Below are 20797 nucleotides of genomic sequence, written 5' to 3'. Positions count from 1 at the left end.
TCGCCGCCCGCCGGTCGGGCGGACGGACCTGTCGGCACCGTGTCTCGTTGCGTGTGTCGTGCTGCGCCGGGCCGGCCGCGCCGCGGGGCCCGTCGCCCATCCTGCTAGGTCGTGGGCCGCGCCGTCGAGTCGCTCCCGGTCCTCGGTCGGTCGGTCGCGCCCGTGCTCCCGTCCTGGGGGCCCCACCCCGCCCCGCCTGCGCGGGACCATGCCGCCGCGACGCGCACGGCGTCGGCCGAGGCCCGGACGGCGTGGACCCGCACGCACCACGCGCCCGCGGCGGCGGCGAGCGTCGTGATCGCGGCGGTCGCGTCGTCGCGCAGCAGGGGCGGCACGGGCTGCCCGTCGGACCGTGCGAGGAGGTGGCCCAGGAACCGCTTGCGGGACGCGCCGACCAGCACCGGCAGGCCGAGCTCCTCGAGCTCGCCGAGGCGGGCCAGCAGGGGCCAGTTGGACGACCCGGCCTTCGAGAACCCCAGGCCCGGGTCGAGGACGACCTGGTCGCGCCGCACGCCCGCCGCGAGGAGCCCGTCCACGCGCGCGACGAGCTCGTCGCGCACGTCCGTGACGACGTCGTCGTAGTCCTCGAGGTCGTCCATGACGTCCGCGTGCCCGCGCCAGTGCATGCAGACGTAGGCGACGCCCGTGCGCGCGACGACGTCGGCCATCGCCGGGTCCGCGAGCCCGCCCGAGACGTCGTTGATGATCCGCGCGCCCGCCGCGACCGCGCGCTCGGCGACCACGGCGCGCGTCGTGTCCACGCTGACGACCGCGCCCTCCGCCGCGAGCGCGGAGATCACGGGCAGCACGCGCGCGAGCTCCGCCTCGACGGGGACGCGGCCGGCGCCGGGCCGGGTCGACTCGCCGCCCACGTCGAGGACGTCGGCGCCCTCGCCCAGCAGCTCGCGCCCGTGCGCGACCGCGGCGTCGGGCTCGTACCACTCCCCGCCGTCGGAGAACGAGTCCGGCGTGACGTTGACGACGCCCATGACGAGCGTGCGGCCCACGTCGGCCAGCTCCTCGAGCCCGGCGACCACGAAGCGGTCCACGGGACTAGCGCCCCAGGATGAGGCTCATCGCCTCGGCCCGCGTCGCGCCGTCGCGCATCTGGCCGCGCACCGCGGACGTCACCGTGCGCGACCCCGGCTTGCGCACGCCGCGCATCGACATGCACAGGTGCTCGCACTCGACGACGACGATCGCGCCGCGCGGCTGCAGGTGCTCCACGAGCGCGTCCGCGATCTGCGACGTGAGGCGCTCCTGGACCTGCGGGCGGCGCGCGAAGACCTCGACGAGACGCGCGAGCTTCGACAGGCCGGTGATGCGCCCGTCGACGTTGGGGATGTAACCGATGTGCGCGACGCCGTGGAACGGCACGAGGTGGTGCTCGCACGTCGAGTACACCTCGATGTCCTTGACGAGCACCATCTCCTCGTGGCCGAGGTCGAAGGTCGTCGTGAGGACGTCCGCCGCCTCCTGGCGCAGGCCCGCGAAGATCTCGCGGTACGCGCGCGCCACCCGGGCGGGGGTGTCCCGCAGGCCCTCGCGGTCCGGGTCCTCCCCCACCGCGAGCAGCAGCTCGCGCACGGCGGCCTCGGCCCGCTCCTGGTCGTACGGCGGCACGTCGGCGGGGGCACGCAGGTCCTCGGCCGAGCGGGCCCGGTTGATCGCGCCCGTGGTGGTGCCCGCGGGAGCGCCCGTGGGGGTGCCCATCAGTCCTGCCCCGGCTCGCGCACGTCGGTGACGTCGGTGGTGCCGTCGCGGCCGAGCGCCCGGTCGAGGGGGCTGTCCGCCGGGACCTCGCCGATGCGCTCGGGCGGCAGCTCGTCGTTCGCGGCCGCGGCCTCGTCCTGCGGGATCACCGGGGCGCCGTTCTGCGCCGCCTTCTCGGCGTCCGTGAGGACCGGCCCACGCTGCGAGACGGCGCGCTGCTCGCTCGAGAGCCACACGTCGCGCGGCGCGCGCTTCTCGACCGGCGAGAACACCCGCGCGAGCTCGGCCTGGTTGAGCGTCTCCTTCTCGAGGAGCTCGAGCACGAGCGCGTCGAGCACGTCGCGGTACTGCGTGAGCACCTCCCACGCCTCGTCGTGCGCGGCCTCGACGAGCTTGCGCACCTCGTGGTCGACCGTGCCCGCGACCGACTCGGAGTAGTCGCGCTGGTGGCCCATGTCACGGCCGAGGAACGGCTCTCCCGAGCCCGTGCCGAGCTTGATCGCGCCGACGCGCTCGCTCATGCCGTACTCGGTGACCATCTTGCGCGCGATCGCCGTGGCCTTCTCGATGTCGTTCGAGGCGCCCGTCGTCGGGTCGTGGAAGACGAGCTCCTCGGCGACGCGACCGCCCATGGCGTACGCGAGCTGGTCGAGCAGCTCGTTGCGCGTCGTGGAGTACTTGTCCTCGGTCGGCATGACCATGGTGTACCCGAGCGCACGGCCGCGCGGCAGGATCGTCACCTTGGTGACGGGGTCCGTGTAGCGCATCGCCGCGGCGACGAGGGCGTGGCCGCCCTCGTGGTACGCCGTGATCTTCTGCTCCTTGACGTTCATGACGCGCGTGCGCTTCTGCGGTCCGGCCACGACGCGGTCGATCGCCTCGTCGAGCGCGCGGTCGTCGATGAGCTGGGCGCCGCTGCGCGCGGTGAGGAGCGCGGCCTCGTTGAGCACGTTCGCGAGGTCGGCGCCGGTGAAGCCCGGCGTGCGGCGCGCGACGGCGGCGAGGTCGATCTCGGGGACGATCGGCTTGCCCTGCGCGTGGACGCGGAGGATCGCCTCGCGGCCCTTGAGGTCGGGCGCCTCGACGGCGACCTGGCGGTCGAACCGGCCCGGGCGCAGGAGCGCCGGGTCGAGGATGTCGGGGCGGTTGGTCGCCGCGATGAGGATGACGTTCGTCTTGACGTCGAAGCCGTCCATCTCGACGAGGAGCTGGTTGAGCGTCTGCTCGCGCTCGTCGTGACCGCCGCCCATGCCGGCGCCGCGGTGGCGGCCGACGGCGTCGATCTCGTCGACGAAGATGATCGCGGGCGAGTTCTCCTTGGCCTGGGTGAACAGGTCGCGGACGCGGCTCGCACCGACGCCCACGAACATCTCCACGAAGTCCGAGCCGGAGATCGAGTAGAACGGCACGCCGGCCTCGCCGGCGACGGCGCGCGCGAGCAGCGTCTTGCCCGTCCCGGGTGGGCCGTAGAGCAGCACGCCCTTGGGGATCTTGGCCCCGACCGCCTGGAACTTGTCGGGCTCCGCGAGGAACTCCTTGATCTCGTGGAGCTCCTCGACGGCCTCGTCGGCGCCTGCGACGTCCGCGAACGTCACCTGTGGGGTGTCCTTGGAGACGAGCTTGGCGCGCGACTTGCCGAAGCCCATGACGCGCGAGCCGCCGCCCTGCATGCGCGAGAGCAGGAACCAGAAGAGCACGCCGATGATGAGGAACGGGATGAGCAGGCCGAGCAGCGAGGACCAGAACGACGGCTGCGCGACCTCGGAGTTGTACCCGTCCTTCGGCTCCGCCGCGACGACCGCGTCGACCACGGCCTCGCCCTGCGGCTGGACGTAGTAGAACTCGACGTTCTTGCCCTTGTTCTCCTCGGTGTCCGTGCCCTCGTCGACGACGTAGTCCTTGGACAGCGTGAGCCGGACGCGCTGGTCGCCGTCCACGATGAGGGCCTGCTCGACCGTGTCGCCCGAGAGCAGCTCGAGGCCCTGGGACGTGTCGATGCGCTGGACGGTCGGGCGCGACAGCGTCGCGAACGCGATCCACAGGATCACGAGGCCCAGGACGATCCAGACGATCGGCCCACTGAGAATCTTCTTGATGTTCATCGGCGACGGGGCGTGCGCCCCGGATCCCTCCGCTCGCGCAAGTGTTCGGGCTCGAAACTACACTCTGGACCTTGACGCCTGCTGGGGATCACGCCTCTGTTCGCCCAGGGCGTGGCCCACGTCGCCTGGGCGCGGGCGGCACGCCGCCCGGACGCGGGCGGTCGTCGCGCCCCCGTGGCCGGGGGTGCGGCCGCCTCTCGTTCAGCTCGAGTACACGTGCGGCGCGAGCGTCCCGACGAACGGCAGGTTGCGGTACTTCTCCGCGTAGTCGAGGCCGTAGCCGACGACGAACTCGTTCGGGATGTCGAACCCGACGTACCGGACGTCGACGTCGGTCTTCGCGGCGTCGGGCTTGCGCAGCATGGCCGCGATCTCGACCGACGCCGGCCCGCGCGAGCGCAGGTTCGACAGGAGCCACGAGAGCGTGAGGCCCGAGTCGATGATGTCCTCGACGATGAGCACGTTGCGGCCCGTGAGGTCCGCGTCGAGGTCCTTGAGGATGCGCACGACGCCCGAGGACTTGGTCCCCGACCCGTACGACGAGACCGCCATCCAGTCCATCTCGACGTGGCTGTGCAGGCGCCGCGCGAGGTCCGCCATGACCATGACGGCGCCCTTGAGGACGCCGACGAGCAGGAGGTCCTTGCCCGCGTAGTCGCGGTCGATCTGCGCCGCGATCTCGTCGAGCCGCGCTCCGAGCTGCTCCTCGGTGAGCAGGATGTTCTCGAGGTCGCCTGCGACGTCCGATGCTTCCACGGGGGTCACTCCTGAGGTGTGGGGGTGGTGGGGGTGCTGAGGATCGTGGGGGTTCGCGGGGGGATGCTGCGCCGGGGCGTCGCGTCCGGGCCCAGGGAAAGCCTGCCACACGCGCGCGCGGCCCTCAGGTCGCCCGGCAGGTGCACGGGGCCCTGACCCCGCCACACCGTGACGAGCGCGTCGAGCGCGTCGACGTGCACGGCGAAGAGGTCGCCCGCGGGGCAGCCCGCGCGCAGCGCCGCCGTCCGCAGCGCGCGACGCCGGAGGGCCGGGTGCGCGGTGGCGAGCACCCCGGCGTCCAGCACCACGTTCTCGGCGCCCGACGCCGCGGGCTCGCCGACCGGGCCGCCCTCGCCGTCGTCCGGGGTCGCCACGAGGGCGGTCACGAGGAGGTCCGCGGCGAGCGCGTCGAGCAGGTCGGCGTCGTCGCGCAGCAGGTCCGCGGTGCGCGCGAGCGCCGGCACGGCACCGGGCCCGAGCACGTCGACGAGCGCGGGCACGACGCGCGCGCGCACCTGGGAGCGCAGGGGCGGCGGCGTCGCGCCCGGCAGCGTCGCGTCGTCGCCCGGCAGGCCGTTCGTGGGGTCGTCCCACCACGCGAGCCCGAGCGTGCGGCACACGGCCTCGGTGTCCCCGCGCCGCAGCGCGAGGAACGGGCGCCGGTGGACGCCGCGTCGGGGCGCCATCCCGGCGAGCGAGCGAGCACCGGCCCCGCGGGCGAGCCCGAGCAGCACCGTCTCCGCCTGGTCGTCGCACGTGTGGCCCAGGAGCACCGCGGCGGCGCCGTGCTCGCTCGCCGCGGCGTCGAGCGCCGCGTAACGGGCCGCGCGCGCGGCGGCCTCCGGGCCGTCGCCCGACTCCGGGACGACGACGCGGCGCACCTCGACCGGGTCGAGCCCGAGGCCCCGGCAGCGCTCCGCGGCGTCCGCCGCGACGCCCGCGCTGCCGGCCTGGAGCCCGTGGTCCACGACGACGGCGCCCGCGCGCAGCCCGAGCCGGGGCGCGACGAACGCCGTGGCGGCCGCGAGCGCCGTCGAGTCGGCGCCTCCCGAGCACGCGACGAGCACGAGGTCCCCGCGGTCCAGGTCCCCGAGCGCGCCGCGCACGGCCCGCCGGGCGGTGGCGACGACGGGTGCCGGCCCGCCCACCGGCTCAGCCGTGGACGCGGCGCACCCAGGCGCGCGCGTCGGCGATCTCGCGGGCGGTCGGCAGGTTCTCGGGCGCCGCCCACACGGCGTTGAACCCGTCGCGCCCGACCTCCCTCTCGACCGCGCGCACGAACGCGGCGCCGTCGCGGTACTGCGCGATCTTGGCGTCCATGCCGAGCACCCGCCGGAGCACGACGTCGAACCCGGAGCGCCCCTCGCCGTCGCGCCGGGCCTCGAACTTGCGGCGGATGCTGCGCACCGTGCGCACGGTGCGCGGCCCCACCGCGTCCATCGCCACGTCGGCGTGGCCCTCCAGCAGGGCCATGACGGCCGTGACGTCGGCGAGGCGGTCCTGCTCCTCGGGCGTGAGCAGACCGTCCACGAAGGTCCCGTCCTCGCCGCGCACGGCGTGGAGGACGGCGCGCCCCACGGTGGCGAGCTTCTCGCGCAGCCGCGCCTCGGCGAGCCGGCGCGACGACGCGGAGAGCTCGGTGAGCAGCGCGCTCGCGCGCGTGCGCAGGTGGTCGGCGAGCCACGGCGCGGCGGCGAACTGCAGCGCGTGCGTCTGCTCGTGCAGGCACACCCAGAGGCGGAAGTCGGCGGGCTTGAGATCCAGCGCGCGCTCCACCTGGAGGACGTTCGGCGCCACGAGCACGAGCCGCCCGGGCGAGCCGGTGGCCGCCGGGGACGGGCCGCCGTCGGGCACGACACCGGCCGCGGGCGCGGTGCCTCCCAGCCCGCTGTAGGGGTCGAACTGGCCGAGGACCCGGCTGGACAGGACGGCGAGCACCGACCCCACCTGGGCGGCCCCGACGAGCGCCGTCGCCTGCGGGACGCGTCCGCGCTCGCCGACGAGCGCGTCCGTCACGCCGTCGGTGAGCGACGCCATGATCTCGGTGTTGGCGCGCGCCCAGCGCGCACGGTCCACGACGTACACGGTGCCGAGTGCGGTCGTGGGCCCAGCCGTCGACCCGCCCGCGGCGGGACTCATGCGCGTCACGTCGAGCACGTGGGGCACGGCGGCCTGCGCCGCGCTGCGCAGCCCCTCGACCAGGTCGGCGAGCTCGTCGCGCGACGCCTGGGGTCCCGGGCGCGCGAGCCGGCCCGCGATCTGGGCGGCGGCCGACCAGTCGACGATCGAGGTGTCACCACGTGACGGGTCGCTGCCCGAACGGCCGTCCTGCTCGACGAGTGTCACCGTCTCACCGTATCCCGGGACCAGGGGTCGTGTGCGGAGCGAGGATATACTCCCGGGATATACGACCGAGGAGGCTTCCCGATGGTCCGCACGACGGTGTTCCGCAGCAACCGGACGCAGGCGGTCCGCCTGCCCAAGGCGGTCGCGCTGCCCGACGACGTCCGCGAGGTCGAGGTCCGGGCCGTCGGCAGGTCCCGCGTGATCACGCCGGCCGGCTCCGGGTGGGACGAGTGGTTCGACCACGGGCTCCGCGTCGCCGACGACTTTCTCCCCGACCGCGACCAGGGGACCGCAGAGGAGCGCGGCGCCCTGTGAGCACGCTCTACCTGCTGGACACGAACGTCCTGATCGCGCTCTTGCGGAGGAACGGCGCAGCCGCGCGACCGAGGCTTCGGGAGGCAGAGGGACGCGTCGCGGTCTCGACGGTGAGCGAGATGGAGCTCGAGTACGGCATCGAGCGGTCGGACGACCCGCATCGCAACCGTCAGGCCGTGGACGAGCTGCTGTCGCTCGTGGACGTGCTCCCCTTCGACGGTCTCGCGGCGATGCACGCCGGCCGCGTCCGCGCCCTCCTCGCCGCCCGCGGCACGCCCATCAGGCCCTACGACGCCCTCCTCGCCGGGCACGCCCGGTCGCTCGGGCTCGTCATGGTGACGAACAACGTCCGCGAGCTCTCTCGCGTCCCCGGTCTCGAGGTCGAGGACTGGCTCACGGAAACGCCGGACGAACCGTGAGCAACACCGTTCAGGCGGTGCAGCCGCACTCCGCGAGCGACGCGACGAAGTCGTCGAAGATGAGGCGCGCGCCGTACGTGCCGCCGTCGGGGACGGCGTCGGCCATGAGGGAGAACACGAGGAGGCGGTCGTCGGCCGTGACGACCGTCCCCGCGAGCGACGTGACGTTCGGCAGGCTGCCCGTCTTGGCCCGCACGACGCCGCGGCCCGCGTTCTCGAGGTAGCGCTCGCCGAGCGTCCCGGACAGACCCGCGACCGGCAGCCCGACCGCGCCGGGCCGCAGCGACGGGTGCGCCGGGTCCGCGAGCAGGCCGACGACCTCGTCGAGCTGCGCGGGCGTGACGACCGAGCCGTCGCCGAGGCCCGAGAGGTCGGCGAGCGCCGCGCCCGTGAGGTCGACCCCGAGCCCCTCGACGGCCGTGCGGACGGCCTGCGTCGCGCCTGCCGCCGAGCCGGGCAGCCCCGCGTCGATCGCGACGATCCGCCCCACGACCTCGGTGATGGTGTTGTCGGAGTGCTGCAGCAGGTACGCGACGACCTCGCTCAGCGGCGCGGACTCCACCTCGCCGACCGTGCGGCCGTCGTCGGGCGCCGGGGCGCGCACGACGTCGCCCGCCACGGTGACCCCCTGCTCGGCGAGCGCGGCGACGAACGCCTCCGCGGCGGACATCGCCGGGTCCTCGGCGCGCGGTGCGTACTCCTCGTCCTCGAGCCGCGCGATGTCGACCGCGAGCGCGGCGACGGGCGCGACGTAGCCGTTCCGGACGCTCGCCGGGTCGACCGTCGGCGCGACCGCGGCGCCCGTGAAGAGCGTGTCGTCGAGACGCACAGAGATCGTCGTGCGACCCGTGAGCCGGAGCTCGCCCGCGACCTGGGCGGCGAGGTCGCCGAGGCCGGCCCGGCCGTTGACCGCCGTCGGGTCGCCCGCGCCGGCGGCGAGCATCATGTCGCCGCCCCCCACGAGGTAGACGGTCTCCTGCCCCTCGAGGACGGCGCGCGTCGGGAGGGTCGCGTGCGCGCCGGGAGACGTGAGGGCGGCCGCCGCGGTGAAGGTCTTGAGCGTCGACGCGGGGACGTGACCGACCGTGTCGCCGCTCGCGCCGAGCACGTCGCCCGTCGCCGCGTCGGTGACCAGGACGCCGACCCGGGGCCCGAGCCGGGTGTCCGCCGCGAGCGCGTCGACGAGGTCCTGGACGCTGCCCGCGGCCGGGACCGGGGCCGCGGCGTCGAGGGGCGGCAGCCCAACCTCGAGCGGGGGCGCCGCGACGGCGCCCGGAGCCTCGGGGAACGGGTTCGGCTCCGGGGAGGGCGCTGCGGTCGTGAGCACGCCGGGGACGACGTCGTACGCGTCCGCCACGGCGTAGCCGCCCGCGAGGGCGAGCACGACGCCGACGGCGACGCCCGCCCGCGCTCCCCAGCCCATGCGCCTCTCTCGTCCCGTCCTGTCCGGGCGCGCCTGCTCGGCACCGGTGGGCACCGGTGCCTGGACCGGGACGTCGGGTGCGGGCACGTGCGCATTATCACTCAGCCCGCCCGCCCGCGGGGCCCGTGGGAACCCTCTCGCGCGGACGGCACGTGTCACACTAGTTCCCGCACGACGGCGTGGTCCGTCGTCCACAGACCCAGCCACCGCCCGAGCGTCGCGGTGCCGGTACGACTGGAGGAAGCAGTGGAGTTCGACGTCACGATCGAGATCCCCAAGGGGCAGCGCAACAAGTACGAGGTGGACCACGCGACCGGTCGCATCCGCCTCGACCGCATGCTCTTCACCTCGACGCGGTATCCCGACGACTACGGGTTCATCGAGGGGACGCTCGGCGAGGACGGCGACCCGCTGGACGCGCTCGTCCTGCTCGAGGAGCCGACGTTCCCCGGCTGCCTGATCCGCTGCCGCGCGCTCGGCATGTTCCGCATGCGCGACGAGGCCGGCGGCGACGACAAGGTCCTCTGCGTCCCGACGGGCGACCAGCGCGCCGCGTGGCGCCAGGACATCGACGACGTCTCCGACTTCCACCGCCTGGAGATCCAGCACTTCTTCGAGGTCTACAAGGACCTCGAGCCCGGCAAGTCCGTCGAGGGCGCCCACTGGGTCGGCCGCGCGGACGCCGAGGCCGAGATCGAGCGCTCCCTGCAGCGCGCCATCGACTCCGGGTACCACACGCCGGGCCACTGACGCCCGGCCGCCGTCGTGCGTCACCGGGCGCGGGACGGGCCGCGCCCGGGAAGGCACGCTCGCCTCAGCACTGCTCCAGACGCTCGACCGCCGGCGACAGCGACCCCGTGCCGCCGTAGAGGCGCACGTGCGCGACCTCGGTGGCGCGCAGAGCCGTCCGGACTGCGGGCGGCAGGCACCTCGACGGGACGACGAAGAGCGGCTCGCGCCGGAGGCCCGCCGCAGCGGCTCCCGCGAGCGCGTCGGGAAAGTCGGACCCTGCGGCGAGGTTGGCGGCCGGTGGCGACCATATTCCCTGATCGTGCCACGTGCCGAAGACGACGTCGTTGACCGCCATCGCCGTCGCGTACCGGTCGGCCCCGCCCAGGCGCTCCGTCCCGACGACACCGGGCACTCGTCCGGCAGCGTGCTCGAGCGCCGGGCTCACCGCGCCCGAGCCGCCGACGACGGTCACGCCCCGGACGCCGAGCGTCTGGAACATCTGAACGACCCGGGGGTCGAGAGTCGTCGCGTTCCCGGGGACGAGGAGCACCGGGACGCCGGACGCCCCGGACGCAGCCCCGGCGGCGAGCGCGTCGGGGAACGACCTTCCGTCGGCGAGAACCACTCCCCCGACCTGAGTCCCGAACGCGTGCTCGACGACTCGTCGGGACGTCTGGTACCGGTCCTGCCCTGCGTACCGCCAGACCACCGGGGCGAGCGTCCCCGCACGCGACTCGACCGCGTAGGAGACTGCCCCCGGTCCCCCGACGACGACGATCCTCCGCGGCGCGAGCCGCCGGATCTCCTGCTCGACCACGGACGGGATCGCGTCACGACGCGTGAGGAGCAGCGCTCCGCCCTCGTACGCGGCCGCGGGGGCGGCGGAGAGCGCGTCGGCGAACGCCTCGCCCGACGCGAGGTACAGCACGGGGATGTCCGGGCCGAGCCCGCTCGTCGCGGCGACCGCCGTCGCGTAGCGATCCTTGCCCTGCAGCCGATCGACCGTCGGGGTCGCAGAGGTTGCCGAGGGCTGCGGAGCAGAGCGGGCACCGACGCCGACGGCGGCCGTCGCCGAGAACGGCGCGACACCCGGCGCCCCGAGATAGACGGCCTGCACGGAGCGTTCCGGCGCCTCGGTCGCCCCCGGCCAGGCCCGCACGACGGCGGTCCCGTCACGCAGCGGCACGACCGCGACGGTCCGGCCGTCGACCACGAAAGCCACGTCGCCCTCCGCAGGACCGCCGTCCGCACGCACGGTCGCGGCCAGCGGGAGCGCGTCGTCCGCAGGCCAGTGCGAGGGAGCCGACAGCTCGACCGCCGCCTGCTCCCCGACGATGGCAGCCGTCGTGTCCCCGCCCGCGGACACCGCGGAGAATCGCGTGCCCGCCGGCACACCCTCGACGGAGGCCTGCCCCGCGTCATCACGGCCCCAGGCGACCACGGAGCCGTCGGAGACGAGGGCGACGGCGTGGTCGCGCCCGGCGTCGACGGCGACGAACCGCTCTCCGCGCGGCGGCGCCGGCGGGCTCGCCTGGCCGAACGTGTCACGCCCCCACCCCCGCAGCGTCCCGTCCGACAGGAGCCCGAGGGAGAACCCCTCGCCGGCGGCCACCTGGACGAACTTGAGCCCTGCGGGCGGCTGCTGCCCGGCGGTCGCGCCCTCCGCCGGGTCTCCCCAGCCCGCCACGGTCCCGTCGGCTCGCGCCAGGAGCGCGTGCCGGGTGCCGAGCGACACGTCGACCGTCGGGACCTGGTCCGGCTGCTCCGGGAGCGGGAGCCAGGAGGACGTGGACGGGCCGTGGACGGACACGGCCCCCTTGTCCGTCGCCCCCTCGCTCGACAGCAGCAGCGAGACGCCGTCCCCCGCCTCGACCGCGACGTCGTCGTCCATCACATGGTCGCTTCCGCGCCCGCTGAAGGAGAGGTAGGTCTCCGGGGGCCCACCCGGACGCGCCGTGATGAACGCGGCGTGCGTCGTCCCGGCGGAGACGTCCACGACGCGGCTCCCCGTCGGCACCCTGATGCTGCTCCCTCCCGCCGCGTCGTCGCCGTATCCCACCGCCCCGCCGTCGGAGCGGACCAGGACGACCTGCTCCGGTCCGACGCTCACGCCGGTGTAGCGGACCCCGGTCGGCAGCGGCGGCGGGAGCTCGTCCTCGGGCCGCGCTCCCCACACGACGACGCCCGCGGCACCGGGGTGCAGCTCGTCGCGCACCGGGGCGTCCGGCACGGTCGCGGACTCGGGAGCGGTCAGCGTCAGGACGAGGCTCTCGGCAGCCCCCAGGCCCCAGGCCTGCGCCGCGACGTCGACCACGGGCGACTCGCCCGCCGGACGCTCGGGGACGGAGTACCCGTAGAGCGGCGCGCCCCACGAGACCAGCCTGCCCTGGTCCGTGACGACGAAGCCGTGGCGGTACGTGGCCGTGACGGCGACGGCGCGCTCACCCGGGTCGAGCACCGGGCCGTCCTGGACGACGGAAGCACCGCATCCGCGCCGCACGAGCGAACCGTCGGAACGGAGCGCGAAGGACGTGTCCATCCCTGCCGAGAGAGCCACGTACGGGCTCGACGCCGACACCGGCAGGTCGCCCTCGCCGCAGGAGCGGGTCGCCCAGGAGACGACGCGCCCGTCGGAGCGCAGCGCGAGGAAGTGGTACTCGCCCGCCACGAGGTCGACGTAGCGCAGCCCGTCCGGCAGCGCCGGGACCTCCGTCGAGTCGTCTCCCCATGCGGCGATCGTCCCGTCGCTGCGCAGGGCGGCGAACTTCCGGTAGGCGGCGGCGACCTCCGTGTACCAGACGCCGCTCGGCAGGGACGGGACGGCGTCCTCTCCCGCCCCGTCCGGCCGCGCGCCGACCACGACGACGTCACCAGCGGTCGTCAGGAAGTACGCGATGCCGTGCTCCCCCGCTCCCACCGCCGCGTACCGGACACCGTCCGGCAGCGCCGGGACCGTGACGGGCGAACCCCTGTAGGCGCCGAACGACACCGCCTGGCCGTCGCTGCGCAGCGCGAGGCCGAACCCGTGCCCGACGGCCGCGTCCACGTAGTCCAGCCCCTCGGGGAGCGGCGGGACGTCGAGCTCGCCCGCCGTCCGGCGCTGCGGGTCGCCCCACGCCTGGAGTCGCCCTCCCGGAAGCTTCGGGACGGGCACCACCTCCGTGTGCTCGGTCGCCGCCGCCGTCGTCACCGCCGGTCCCGGCACGATCCCGACCGCGACGAGGGCAGCCGTGGCGAGGGCCGTCAGTCGCGCGCGTCGTCGGATGCGGGCCCGTGCTCCCTGTGCGCTCGATCGGTCGGTGTGCTCGTGCGCAGCAGTGCTCACGGATCCCCCTCCTGGTCAGGATGACGGAAACGTAGAGCACCGGTCCCGCGTCGAGCAAGACGCGGCCCCGCGGGACGCCGATGCGGTCAGGGACGGCCCGCGTAGGGCATCGCGTCGGCCCAGCGCATCGCGACCTCGTGCACGGGGCTGCCGGGCTGGCGGGCCTCGATCATCATGCCGTTCCCGGTGTACAGGGCGACGTGGCGGATGGTCGACGGGTTCGAGGTGTCGTTGGCGTAGAAGATCAGGTCGCCGGGCCGGAGCTGGTCGTAGGAGATCTTCTGCACGCGCTGGTACTGCGACCGCGACGTGCGCGTGATGTCGACGCCCGCCGCGGCCCAGGCGCGCGACGTGAGTCCCGAGCAGTCGTAGCCCGGCCCGGTGCCGCCGAACACGTACGGGGCGCCGATCTTGGTACGCGCCCACGCGACCGCGGCCTGACCCTGCGCGGCGCTGCCGAGGCCGGTCCCCGGGGGCGGTGTGACGACCGGCGGCGGGTCCGGCGTCGGCGCGGGGGCCGGGTTCGGCGCCGGGGCCGGGTTCGGCGCCGGGTCGGGTGCGGGCGGGGCCGGGTTCGCCGGCGCGGGCGCGGGGTTCGCCGGGGCGGGGCTGCTCGCCGGCGGTGCCGCGGGCGCGGCCGACGACGTTCCCGTCGCCGGGGCCTCCGCACGGGCCCGGGCGGCGGCCTCGCGCTCGCTCGCGGCCTGGGCGTCGAGGGCGTCCTGGCGCTGGCGCTCGACGTCGACGCTCGTGGCCCGCGCGCGGGCGAGCTCGGCGAGGAGCGCCTCACGACGGGCCGCGGACTCCTGCACCGCGTCGGCGAGCGCGTCGGACGAGACCTGGGCGGCGGCGAGCGCGTCGCGGGCGCGGTCCTCGACCTCGCTCTGGTGCGCGAGCGCCGCGTCGGACCGGGCGCGGGCGGTGTCGGCGAGGGCGCGCGCGGTCGCGTGGGCGTCGACCGCCCGACCCGCGGTGCGCCCGGCGACGCGCTCGGCGTTCTCCCGTTCGACGACCTGGTCCACGCCGTCCGCGTCCAGGACGGCGCGCAGCGCGTCGAGGTCGGTGGAGCCCTGCCGGGACGCGCGGAAGAGCGCACCCACGGCTGCGCGGGCCTCCGTCTCGCCCGCCCGGGCCGTGGTGAGCGCCTCCTGCGCGTCGCGGACCTCGGCGTCGGCCGCGGCGAGCGCGTCCTGCGCCGCCGCGTACTCCTCCGCCGCGGTCTCGACCGCTGCCTCGGCGGTGGACTGCCGGTCCCGCAGCGACGCGAGCTCGCCCTCGACCGTCGCGACGTCACGGGCCGCGCCGTCGGCGGCCTCGTGCGCGGCGCGGACGTCGTCGTCGGACGGCGGGTCGGAGGACGCGGAGGGCGCGAGCCCGACGGCGAGCCCGAGCACGAGCAGGCCCGCCGAGGTCGCGGAGGCGAGGCGGCGGGGCCTGGCCGACGGGCGTCGCCGCGCCCCGTCGGCGATCTCCGGCCGCGCGTCGCGCGCCGACGTCACGTCGCCCATCGCACCTCCTCGACCGCTCGCTCGGCGTGTCCCGTTGACAGCACCCGCACGAGTCTGCCCAGAACGTCCGCGATGCGCCATCGGAGAGCGGTCGAGCTTCTCAGGATGTGGTCTCGCATCGCGAGACGCCTCTGTCGGGCAGTGCGGATCCGGCCTAGCCTCACGAGCATGTCCCGTCGAATGTGTCGCTGACCACCGCACACGTTCGCCTGCCCGCGAGACGTCGTCGACGACGATCTCGCCGTGGCGATCCCGTCCCGTGTGCGCCCCTCGCCGCGGTCGACGGCCGGCCTCCCGCCTCTCGCCCGCGCCGCACCAGCCCGTCCGGCGCGCCGTGCGCCGTCGTCCCACCCCACCACCCCGCAGGAGAGCACCATGAGCACCGAGAACGCCCCCGCCTGGTCCTTCGAGACGCGCCAGGTCCATGCCGGCCAGACCGCCGACCCGACGACCGGGGCCCGCGCGCTCCCGATCTACCAGACCACGTCGTTCGTCTTCCCCGACGCGTCCGTGGCCGCCGACCGCTTCGCGCTCAAGGACCTCGGCCCCATCTACACGCGCATCGGCAACCCGACCCAGGAGGTCGTGGAGAACCGCATCGCGTCGCTCGAGGGCGGCGTCGGCGCGCTCCTCCTCGCGTCCGGGCAGGCCGCCACGACGTTCGCGATCCTCAACGTCGCCGAGGCGGGCGACCACGTCGTCGCCTCCCCGAGCCTGTACGGCGGCACCTACAACCTCCTGCAGTACTCGCTCGCCAAGCTCGGGGTCGAGACGACGTTCGTCGCCGACCCGCACGACCCGCAGGCCTGGCGCGACGCCGTCCGCCCGAACACGAAGCTGTTCTTCGGCGAGACGATCCCGAACCCGCAGGCCGACGTCCTCGACATCGAGGCCGTCGCGGCGGTCGCGCACGAGGTCGGCGTCCCGCTGATCGTCGACAACACGGTCGCCACGCCCTACCTGCTGCGCCCGCTCGAGCACGGGGCGGACGTCGTCGTGCACTCCGCGACGAAGTACCTGGGCGGCCACGGCTCCGCGATCGGCGGCGTGATCGTCGACGGCGGCACGTTCGACTACGCGGCGCACCCCGAGCGGTTCCCGAACTACAACACGCCCGACCCGTCGTACAACGGCCTCGTCTACGCGCGCGACCTCGGCGTGGACGGCATCCTCGGCGCGAACCTCGCGTACGTGCTCAAGGCCCGGGTCCAGCTCCTGCGCGACCTGGGCTCCGCGATCTCCCCGTTCAACGCGTTCCTCATCGCGCAGGGCATCGAGACGCTGTCGCTGCGCGTCGAGCGCCACGTCGCGAACGCGCAGAAGGTCGCGGAGTGGCTCGAGGCGCGCGACGACGTCCGCACCGTGCACTACGCCGGGCTCGCCTCGAGCCCCTGGCACGCCAACGCGCAGAAGTACCTGCCGCGCGGCGCCGGCGCGGTGCTCGCGTTCGAGCTCGACGGGGGCAGCGAGGCGGGGCAGGCCTTCGTCTCGGCGCTGCAGCTCCACTCCAACGTCGCCAACATCGGCGACGTGCGCTCGCTCGTCATCCACCCCGCGTCGACGACACACAGCCAGCTCACGCCCGAGGAGCAGGCGCAGTCCGGCGTGACGCCGGGCCTCGTCCGCCTCGCCGTCGGCATCGAGCACGTCGACGACATCCTGGCCGACCTCGAGCTCGGGTTCACGGCCGCCAAGTCGTCGCTGGGCGCCTGAGCGACGACGCCCGCACGCGCGGCAGAGCCACGACGAGGACTGCGATGACGGATCTGGACAGCCGGGGCGCCCTGCGCGCCCCGGCCGTACAGTGGCCGACGGTGAGCCCTGTGAACGACGACCTCCTCTCCCCCGCCCCCGACGGTCCGCGCGGTCCCCGCGCGGACGCCGCGGCGGGTCACGGGGTCGCGCCGTCCCGCGCCCGGGTGAAGGCTCCGGTCCCGGCGACGGGAGCGTGGCGCGAGGGCGACCCGGCCGGACGACGGCGCTTCGCCGACGTCGGCACGTTCGACCTCGAGTCCGGCGCCCGCCTGCCCGACGTCCGCGTCGCGTACGAGACGTGGGGCACGCCCGCACCGGACGGGTCGAACGCCGTCCTGGTCCTGCACGCCCTCACCGGCGACTCCCACGTCAGCGGCCCCGCGGGCGAGGGTCACGCCACCGCGGGCTGGTGGGAGTCGCTCGTCGGACCCGGCGCGCCGATCGACACCGACCGCTGGTTCGTCGTCGCGCCCAACGTGCTCGGCGGGTGCCAGGGCACCACGGGCCCGGCGTCCACCGCGCCCGACGGGCTCCCCTGGGGCAGCCGCTTCCCGCGCGTCACGACCCGCGACCAGGTCGCCGTCGAGATCGAGCTCGCGCGGTCGCTCGGCATCTCGTCCTGGGCGTTCGTCGTCGGCGCGTCGATGGGCGGGCACCGCGTCCTCGAGTGGGCGCTCCTCGGCCCCGAGGCCGGCATCGACGTCGTCTCGCTCGCCGCGATCGCCACGACCGCGCAGACCACCGGCGACCAGATCGCATGGGCGCACCCCCAGCTCGGCGCCATCCGTGCCGACCCCGGCTTCCGCGGCGGCGACTACTACGACGCCGAGGACGGCGAGGGCCCGCACGTCGGCCTCGGCATCGCCCGGCAGATCGCGCACGCCACCTACCGGTCCGCGCGCGAGCTCGACGACCGGTTCGGCCGCCTCCCGCAGGGCGGCGAGGACCCGTTCACCGACGGGCGCTATGCGGTGCAGTCGTACCTCGACCACCACGGCGACAAGCTCGCGCGGCGCTTCGACGCCAACTCGTACGTCGTGCTCACGGAGTCGATGCTCACGCACGACCTGGGGCGCGACCGCGGCGGCGTCGAGGCGGCGCTCGCCCAGGTCACGGCGCACGCGCTCGTCGTCGCGGTCGACACCGACCGGCTCTTCCTCCCCGCCGACTGCGCGCGCATCGCGGCCGGCATCCCCGGAGCCGAGCCGATGCGGACGCTCACGAGCGACTTCGGGCACGACGGGTTCCTCATCGAGTTCGACCAGCTCGGCCCGATCGTCGCCGACTTCCTCGGGGAACGGGCCGGCGTCCGCGACTGAGGACCGTCCACGGGATGGCGCCGTGGCGGGCGTGCCCGCGCCGTCCTGGCACGATGAGGAGATGGACAGCGACGTGACCGAGGCGGCCCAGCACCTGCGCGCCCAGTGGGACCGGCTCGACCGGTGGCTGCGAGACCTCGGGGACGAGCTGGACCGCGACGCCGGTCGGGCGAGCGTGCTCGACGGCTGGACCGTGGGCGAGCTCGTCACCCATCTCGGCCGCGTCATGGAGACCCTCGCGCTGTGCGGGCCGGTACCCGCCGGGACCGTCCCCCTCACGCTCGCCGAGTACCTCGGCACCTACCCGGAGCGCGCGGAGGAGATCGAGCACGCGACGCGCGCCCTCGACGAGCAGATCGCCGACGACCGCCTCGGGCACGTCGAGGCCTTCGCCGCCGCCGGCTTCGCGCGTCTCGACGACCTCGCCGACGAGCGCGTCGTGCAGGCGCGACGGGGGCCCATCACGCTCCTCGACATGGTGCGCTCGCGCGTCCTCGAGCTCGTCGTGCACGCCGACGACCTCGCCCGCACGTTCCCCGGCGTCCCGGCCGACCCCGTGGACCGTGCCGCGCTCGACGCCGTCGCGGCCGAGCTGCTGCGCGTCGTCGTCACGCGCGGCGGCTGGGCGCTCGAGGTGCACGACGCCCGCCTCTGGCTGCGGGTCGCGTGCGGCCGCGTCCCCTACGACGTCGACGAGCTCGCGCGCGCCCTGGAGCCGGTGCACACCTCCGAGGCGGTGCCCGACCTCGGCCGGATGCTCCCGCTCCTCTGACCGCTACCGGACGGGTGACGCGCGGCACGCGGCCTCCCGTGGTTACGGCGCTGGCCGGACCGTAGGTTGGGGGCATGCTCGCCGCCTACGCCGACCACCTCGACCCCGACGACCCCCTGGCCGGGCTGGTCGTCGGGGAGCGCCCCGAACCCGACGCCCGCGAGCACTGGACGACCGTGGACGTGCGTGCGGCGTCGCTCAACCACCACGACCTCTGGTCGCTGCGCGGCGTCGGGCTGCCCGCCGACCGGCTCCCCATGATCCTCGGGACGGACGCGGCGGGCGTCGCGCCCGACGGCAGCGAGGTCGTCGTGCACGCGGTGGTGGGCGCGGACGGGCACGGCGTCGGACCGACCGAGCGCCGGTCGCTCCTGTCCGAGCGCTATCCGGGCACGCTCGCCGAGCGCGTCGCCGTCCCGACCCACAACCTCGTCCCCAAGCCGTCGGAGCTGACCTTCGTCGAGGCCGCGTGCGTACCGACGGCCTGGCTCACCGCGTACCGCATGCTGTTCACCGCCGGCGGTGCCGCACCCGGGGACCGCGTCCTCGTCCAGGGTGCGGGTGGCGGGGTCGCGACGGCGGCCGTCGCCCTGGGTGCCGCCGCGGGACTCGAGATGTGGGTGACCTCCCGTTCGGCGGGCAAGCGCGCCGGTGCTGCCCGGCTCGGGGCCGCGGCGACGTTCGAGCCCGGCGCCCGGCTTCCCGCGCCGGTGGACGTCGTCGTCGAGACCGTGGGCCAGGCGACCTGGCGCCACTCGCTGCGCTCGGTGCGCCCGGGCGGGACCGTCGTCGTCGCCGGGGCGACCAGCGGCGACGCGTCACCGGCCGAGCTGACCCGAGTGTTCTTCCACGAGATCCGCATCCAGGGCGTGACGATGGGCACGCGCGACGACCTCGCGGCGCTGCTCCGGTTCCTCGCCCGGGGCGAGGTGCGGCCCGTCGTCGACCAGGTGCTGCCCCTGACCCGGGCTCGCGACGGCCTCGCCCGACTCGCCGCCGGGGAGCAGTTCGGCAAGGTGGTGCTCACGCCGTGACGTCGTCGGACTGGGGCCCGGACGTCCTCGGCGCCGGGTACGAGCAGCGCACGGTCCAGCTCGAACCCGACGACGAGGGCGAGGTCGTCGTGACCGTCGTCCGCCACGCTCCGGCGACCGACGAGCCGATCCGACCGGCGCGCGCCGTGCTGTACGTCCACGGCTGGAGCGACTACTTCTTCCAGACCGAGCTCGCCGAGACGTGGCACGCGCTCGGCGCCGCGTTCTACGCCGTGGATCTCCGCAAGTACGGGCGCAGCCTGCGCCCCCACCAGACGCCCGGGTACGCCGACCACCTCACCGAGTACGACGCCGACATCGCGGCCGCGCTCGACGTCGTCCGGGCGGACCTCGGCGCGCACGCCGCGATCATGCTCATGGGTCACTCCACCGGAGGGCTCGTCGCGGCGCTCTGGGCGCACCGGCACCCGGGCGCCGTCCGGGGGCTCGTGCTCAACAGCCCGTGGCTCGAGCTCCAGGGATCGTCGGTCGCCCGGACCGTCTCGGGCCCCGCGATCCGCCAGCTCGCGCGCTTCCAGCCCCGCACGCCGCTGCCGAACGTCGACCCCGGCTACTACGCCCGGACGCTGCGCGACCGCGACGACGGCACCTGGATGATCGACGACGCCTGGCGCCCCGTCCCGTCGTTCCCCGTCCGCGCCGGCTGGCTCCGTGCCGTCATCTCCGGCCATGCTCGTGTCGCAGCCGGGCTCGCCATCGACTGCCCCGTGCTCGTGCTCCTCGCCGAGAAGTCGCTGTTCAGCACCCGCTGGTCCGAGGACATGCGGTCCGCCGACATCGTGCTCGACGTCGAGCCGCTGGCGCGCCGCGCCGCGCACCTGGGTCAGGTCGTCACGATCGTCCGCATCCCCGGAGGGATGCACGACCTCTCGCTCTCCGCCCCCGAGCCGCGGGCACGGTTCTTCACGGAGATCGTGCGCTGGTCGGCGGCCTACGGGTGGGCCTGACGTCGACGACCACACGGCGTCCAGCCCAAGAACCACGCCTCTACCTCGCGCTACCAAGGCTCTACCTCGCGCTACCAGGGCTCTACCTCGGCCGACCATGGCTCTACCTCGCGTGACCGCGGTCCTACTGGCGTGACCGGGGCTCTACCTCGCGCGACCAGGGTTCTGTCTTGCGGGAGTGGGGTTCGGTCCTTGGGCGTGTTGGGGTCTTGAAATGCCGAAGGCCCACCCCGGTGTGGGGTGGGCCTTCGGTGAAGGGTTGTCCGGCGGCGTCCTACTCTCCCACCCCGTCTCCAGGGCAGTACCATCG

The 20797-nt window shown here is 75.0% G+C and carries 17 protein-coding genes; 8 read left to right on the top strand and 9 right to left on the bottom strand.

Annotated features, from left to right (window positions below; genetic code table 11):
* Positions 1-104: 104 nt before the first annotated feature.
* The 6 genes from folP to ACTJIY_RS04385 form a co-directional block, all read right to left on the bottom strand.
* Complete coding sequence (folP, locus tag ACTJIY_RS04410) at positions 105-989, bottom strand: dihydropteroate synthase (protein ID WP_440673801.1); 885 nt, start codon at positions 987-989, stop codon at positions 105-107.
* A 64-nt stretch (positions 990-1053) separates the two neighbouring features.
* Complete coding sequence (gene folE, locus ACTJIY_RS04405; RefSeq protein WP_253052564.1) at positions 1054-1713, bottom strand: GTP cyclohydrolase I FolE; 660 nt, start codon at positions 1711-1713, stop codon at positions 1054-1056.
* Positions 1713-3815 (bottom strand): ATP-dependent zinc metalloprotease FtsH, encoded by a 2103-nt coding sequence (gene ftsH / locus ACTJIY_RS04400; RefSeq protein ID WP_253052562.1) that lies wholly within the window; start codon positions 3813-3815, stop codon positions 1713-1715. The genes folE and ftsH overlap by 1 nt, the downstream gene beginning before the upstream one ends.
* 201 nt (positions 3816-4016) lie before the next feature.
* Positions 4017-4571: a hypoxanthine phosphoribosyltransferase gene (gene hpt, locus ACTJIY_RS04395; RefSeq protein ID WP_047233909.1), complete on the bottom strand. Its 555-nt coding sequence runs from the start codon at positions 4569-4571 to the stop codon at positions 4017-4019.
* A gap of 5 nt (positions 4572-4576) precedes the next feature.
* Positions 4577-5719, bottom strand: a complete 1143-nt coding sequence (gene tilS, locus ACTJIY_RS04390) for a tRNA lysidine(34) synthetase TilS (RefSeq protein WP_440673709.1) — start codon at positions 5717-5719, stop codon at positions 4577-4579.
* Between the two features lie 4 nt (positions 5720-5723).
* Positions 5724-6917: a zinc-dependent metalloprotease gene (locus ACTJIY_RS04385; protein WP_440673708.1), complete on the bottom strand. Its 1194-nt coding sequence runs from the start codon at positions 6915-6917 to the stop codon at positions 5724-5726.
* An 81-nt stretch (positions 6918-6998) separates the two neighbouring features.
* Here ACTJIY_RS04385 and vapB point away from each other — a divergent pair, with 81 nt between their 5' ends.
* Together vapB and ACTJIY_RS04375 are read left to right on the top strand one after the other, a co-directional pair.
* Positions 6999-7232, top strand: a complete 234-nt coding sequence (gene vapB / locus ACTJIY_RS04380; protein WP_253052556.1) for a type II toxin-antitoxin system VapB family antitoxin — start codon at positions 6999-7001, stop codon at positions 7230-7232.
* Positions 7229-7651: a type II toxin-antitoxin system VapC family toxin gene (locus ACTJIY_RS04375; RefSeq protein ID WP_440673707.1), complete on the top strand. Its 423-nt coding sequence runs from the start codon at positions 7229-7231 to the stop codon at positions 7649-7651. Before vapB ends, ACTJIY_RS04375 begins: the two co-directional genes overlap by 4 nt.
* A 10-nt stretch (positions 7652-7661) precedes the next feature.
* On the opposite strand, the gene dacB is transcribed toward ACTJIY_RS04375, so the two are convergent.
* Entirely contained in the window at positions 7662-9161 is a 1500-nt protein-coding gene (dacB, locus tag ACTJIY_RS04370) for a D-alanyl-D-alanine carboxypeptidase/D-alanyl-D-alanine endopeptidase (RefSeq protein ID WP_440673706.1), read from the bottom strand.
* 159 nt (positions 9162-9320) lie between these two features.
* On the opposite strand from dacB, the gene ACTJIY_RS04365 reads away from it, so the two are divergent.
* The gene (locus ACTJIY_RS04365) at positions 9321-9824 is read left to right on the top strand and encodes an inorganic diphosphatase (protein ID WP_034655165.1); all 504 of its coding nucleotides are present in this window, start codon (positions 9321-9323) and stop codon (positions 9822-9824) included.
* 64 nt (positions 9825-9888) lie between these two features.
* Here the strand turns inward: ACTJIY_RS04365 and ACTJIY_RS04360 are convergent, their stop codons facing one another.
* Both ACTJIY_RS04360 and ACTJIY_RS04355 read right to left on the bottom strand, forming a co-directional pair.
* Positions 9889-13131 (bottom strand): cell wall-binding repeat-containing protein, encoded by a 3243-nt coding sequence (locus tag ACTJIY_RS04360; protein ID WP_440673705.1) that lies wholly within the window; start codon positions 13129-13131, stop codon positions 9889-9891.
* Between the two features lie 86 nt (positions 13132-13217).
* On the bottom strand, positions 13218-14639 hold the full coding sequence (locus ACTJIY_RS04355; RefSeq protein WP_440673704.1) for a C40 family peptidase: 1422 nt from the start codon (positions 14637-14639) through the stop codon (positions 13218-13220).
* A gap of 375 nt (positions 14640-15014) precedes the next feature.
* Between ACTJIY_RS04355 and ACTJIY_RS04350 the strand changes: the two genes are divergently transcribed.
* The 5 genes from ACTJIY_RS04350 (at position 15015) to ACTJIY_RS04330 (ending at position 20487) form a co-directional block, all read left to right on the top strand.
* Positions 15015-16352 (top strand): bifunctional o-acetylhomoserine/o-acetylserine sulfhydrylase, encoded by a 1338-nt coding sequence (locus tag ACTJIY_RS04350; RefSeq protein WP_353708437.1) that lies wholly within the window; start codon positions 15015-15017, stop codon positions 16350-16352.
* 44 nt (positions 16353-16396) lie between these two features.
* The gene (gene metX / locus ACTJIY_RS04345; RefSeq protein ID WP_440673703.1) at positions 16397-17713 is read left to right on the top strand and encodes a homoserine O-acetyltransferase MetX; all 1317 of its coding nucleotides are present in this window, start codon (positions 16397-16399) and stop codon (positions 17711-17713) included.
* A gap of 61 nt (positions 17714-17774) precedes the next feature.
* Entirely contained in the window at positions 17775-18485 is a 711-nt protein-coding gene (locus ACTJIY_RS04340; RefSeq protein ID WP_353708436.1) for a maleylpyruvate isomerase N-terminal domain-containing protein, read from the top strand.
* Between the two features lie 74 nt (positions 18486-18559).
* Positions 18560-19519 (top strand): zinc-binding dehydrogenase, encoded by a 960-nt coding sequence (locus tag ACTJIY_RS04335; protein WP_440673702.1) that lies wholly within the window; start codon positions 18560-18562, stop codon positions 19517-19519.
* Entirely contained in the window at positions 19516-20487 is a 972-nt protein-coding gene (locus tag ACTJIY_RS04330; RefSeq protein WP_440673701.1) for an alpha/beta hydrolase, read from the top strand. Before ACTJIY_RS04335 ends, ACTJIY_RS04330 begins: the two co-directional genes overlap by 4 nt.
* Positions 20488-20797: the final 310 nt, after the last annotated feature.

The organism is Cellulosimicrobium sp. 22598 (assembly GCF_052044445.1).
GTDB classification, from domain to species: domain Bacteria; phylum Actinomycetota; class Actinomycetes; order Actinomycetales; family Cellulomonadaceae; genus Cellulosimicrobium; species Cellulosimicrobium cellulans_G.
The sequence above is the reverse complement of the archived record's forward strand: the minus strand, read 5'-3'. Positions and strand labels throughout refer to the sequence as shown.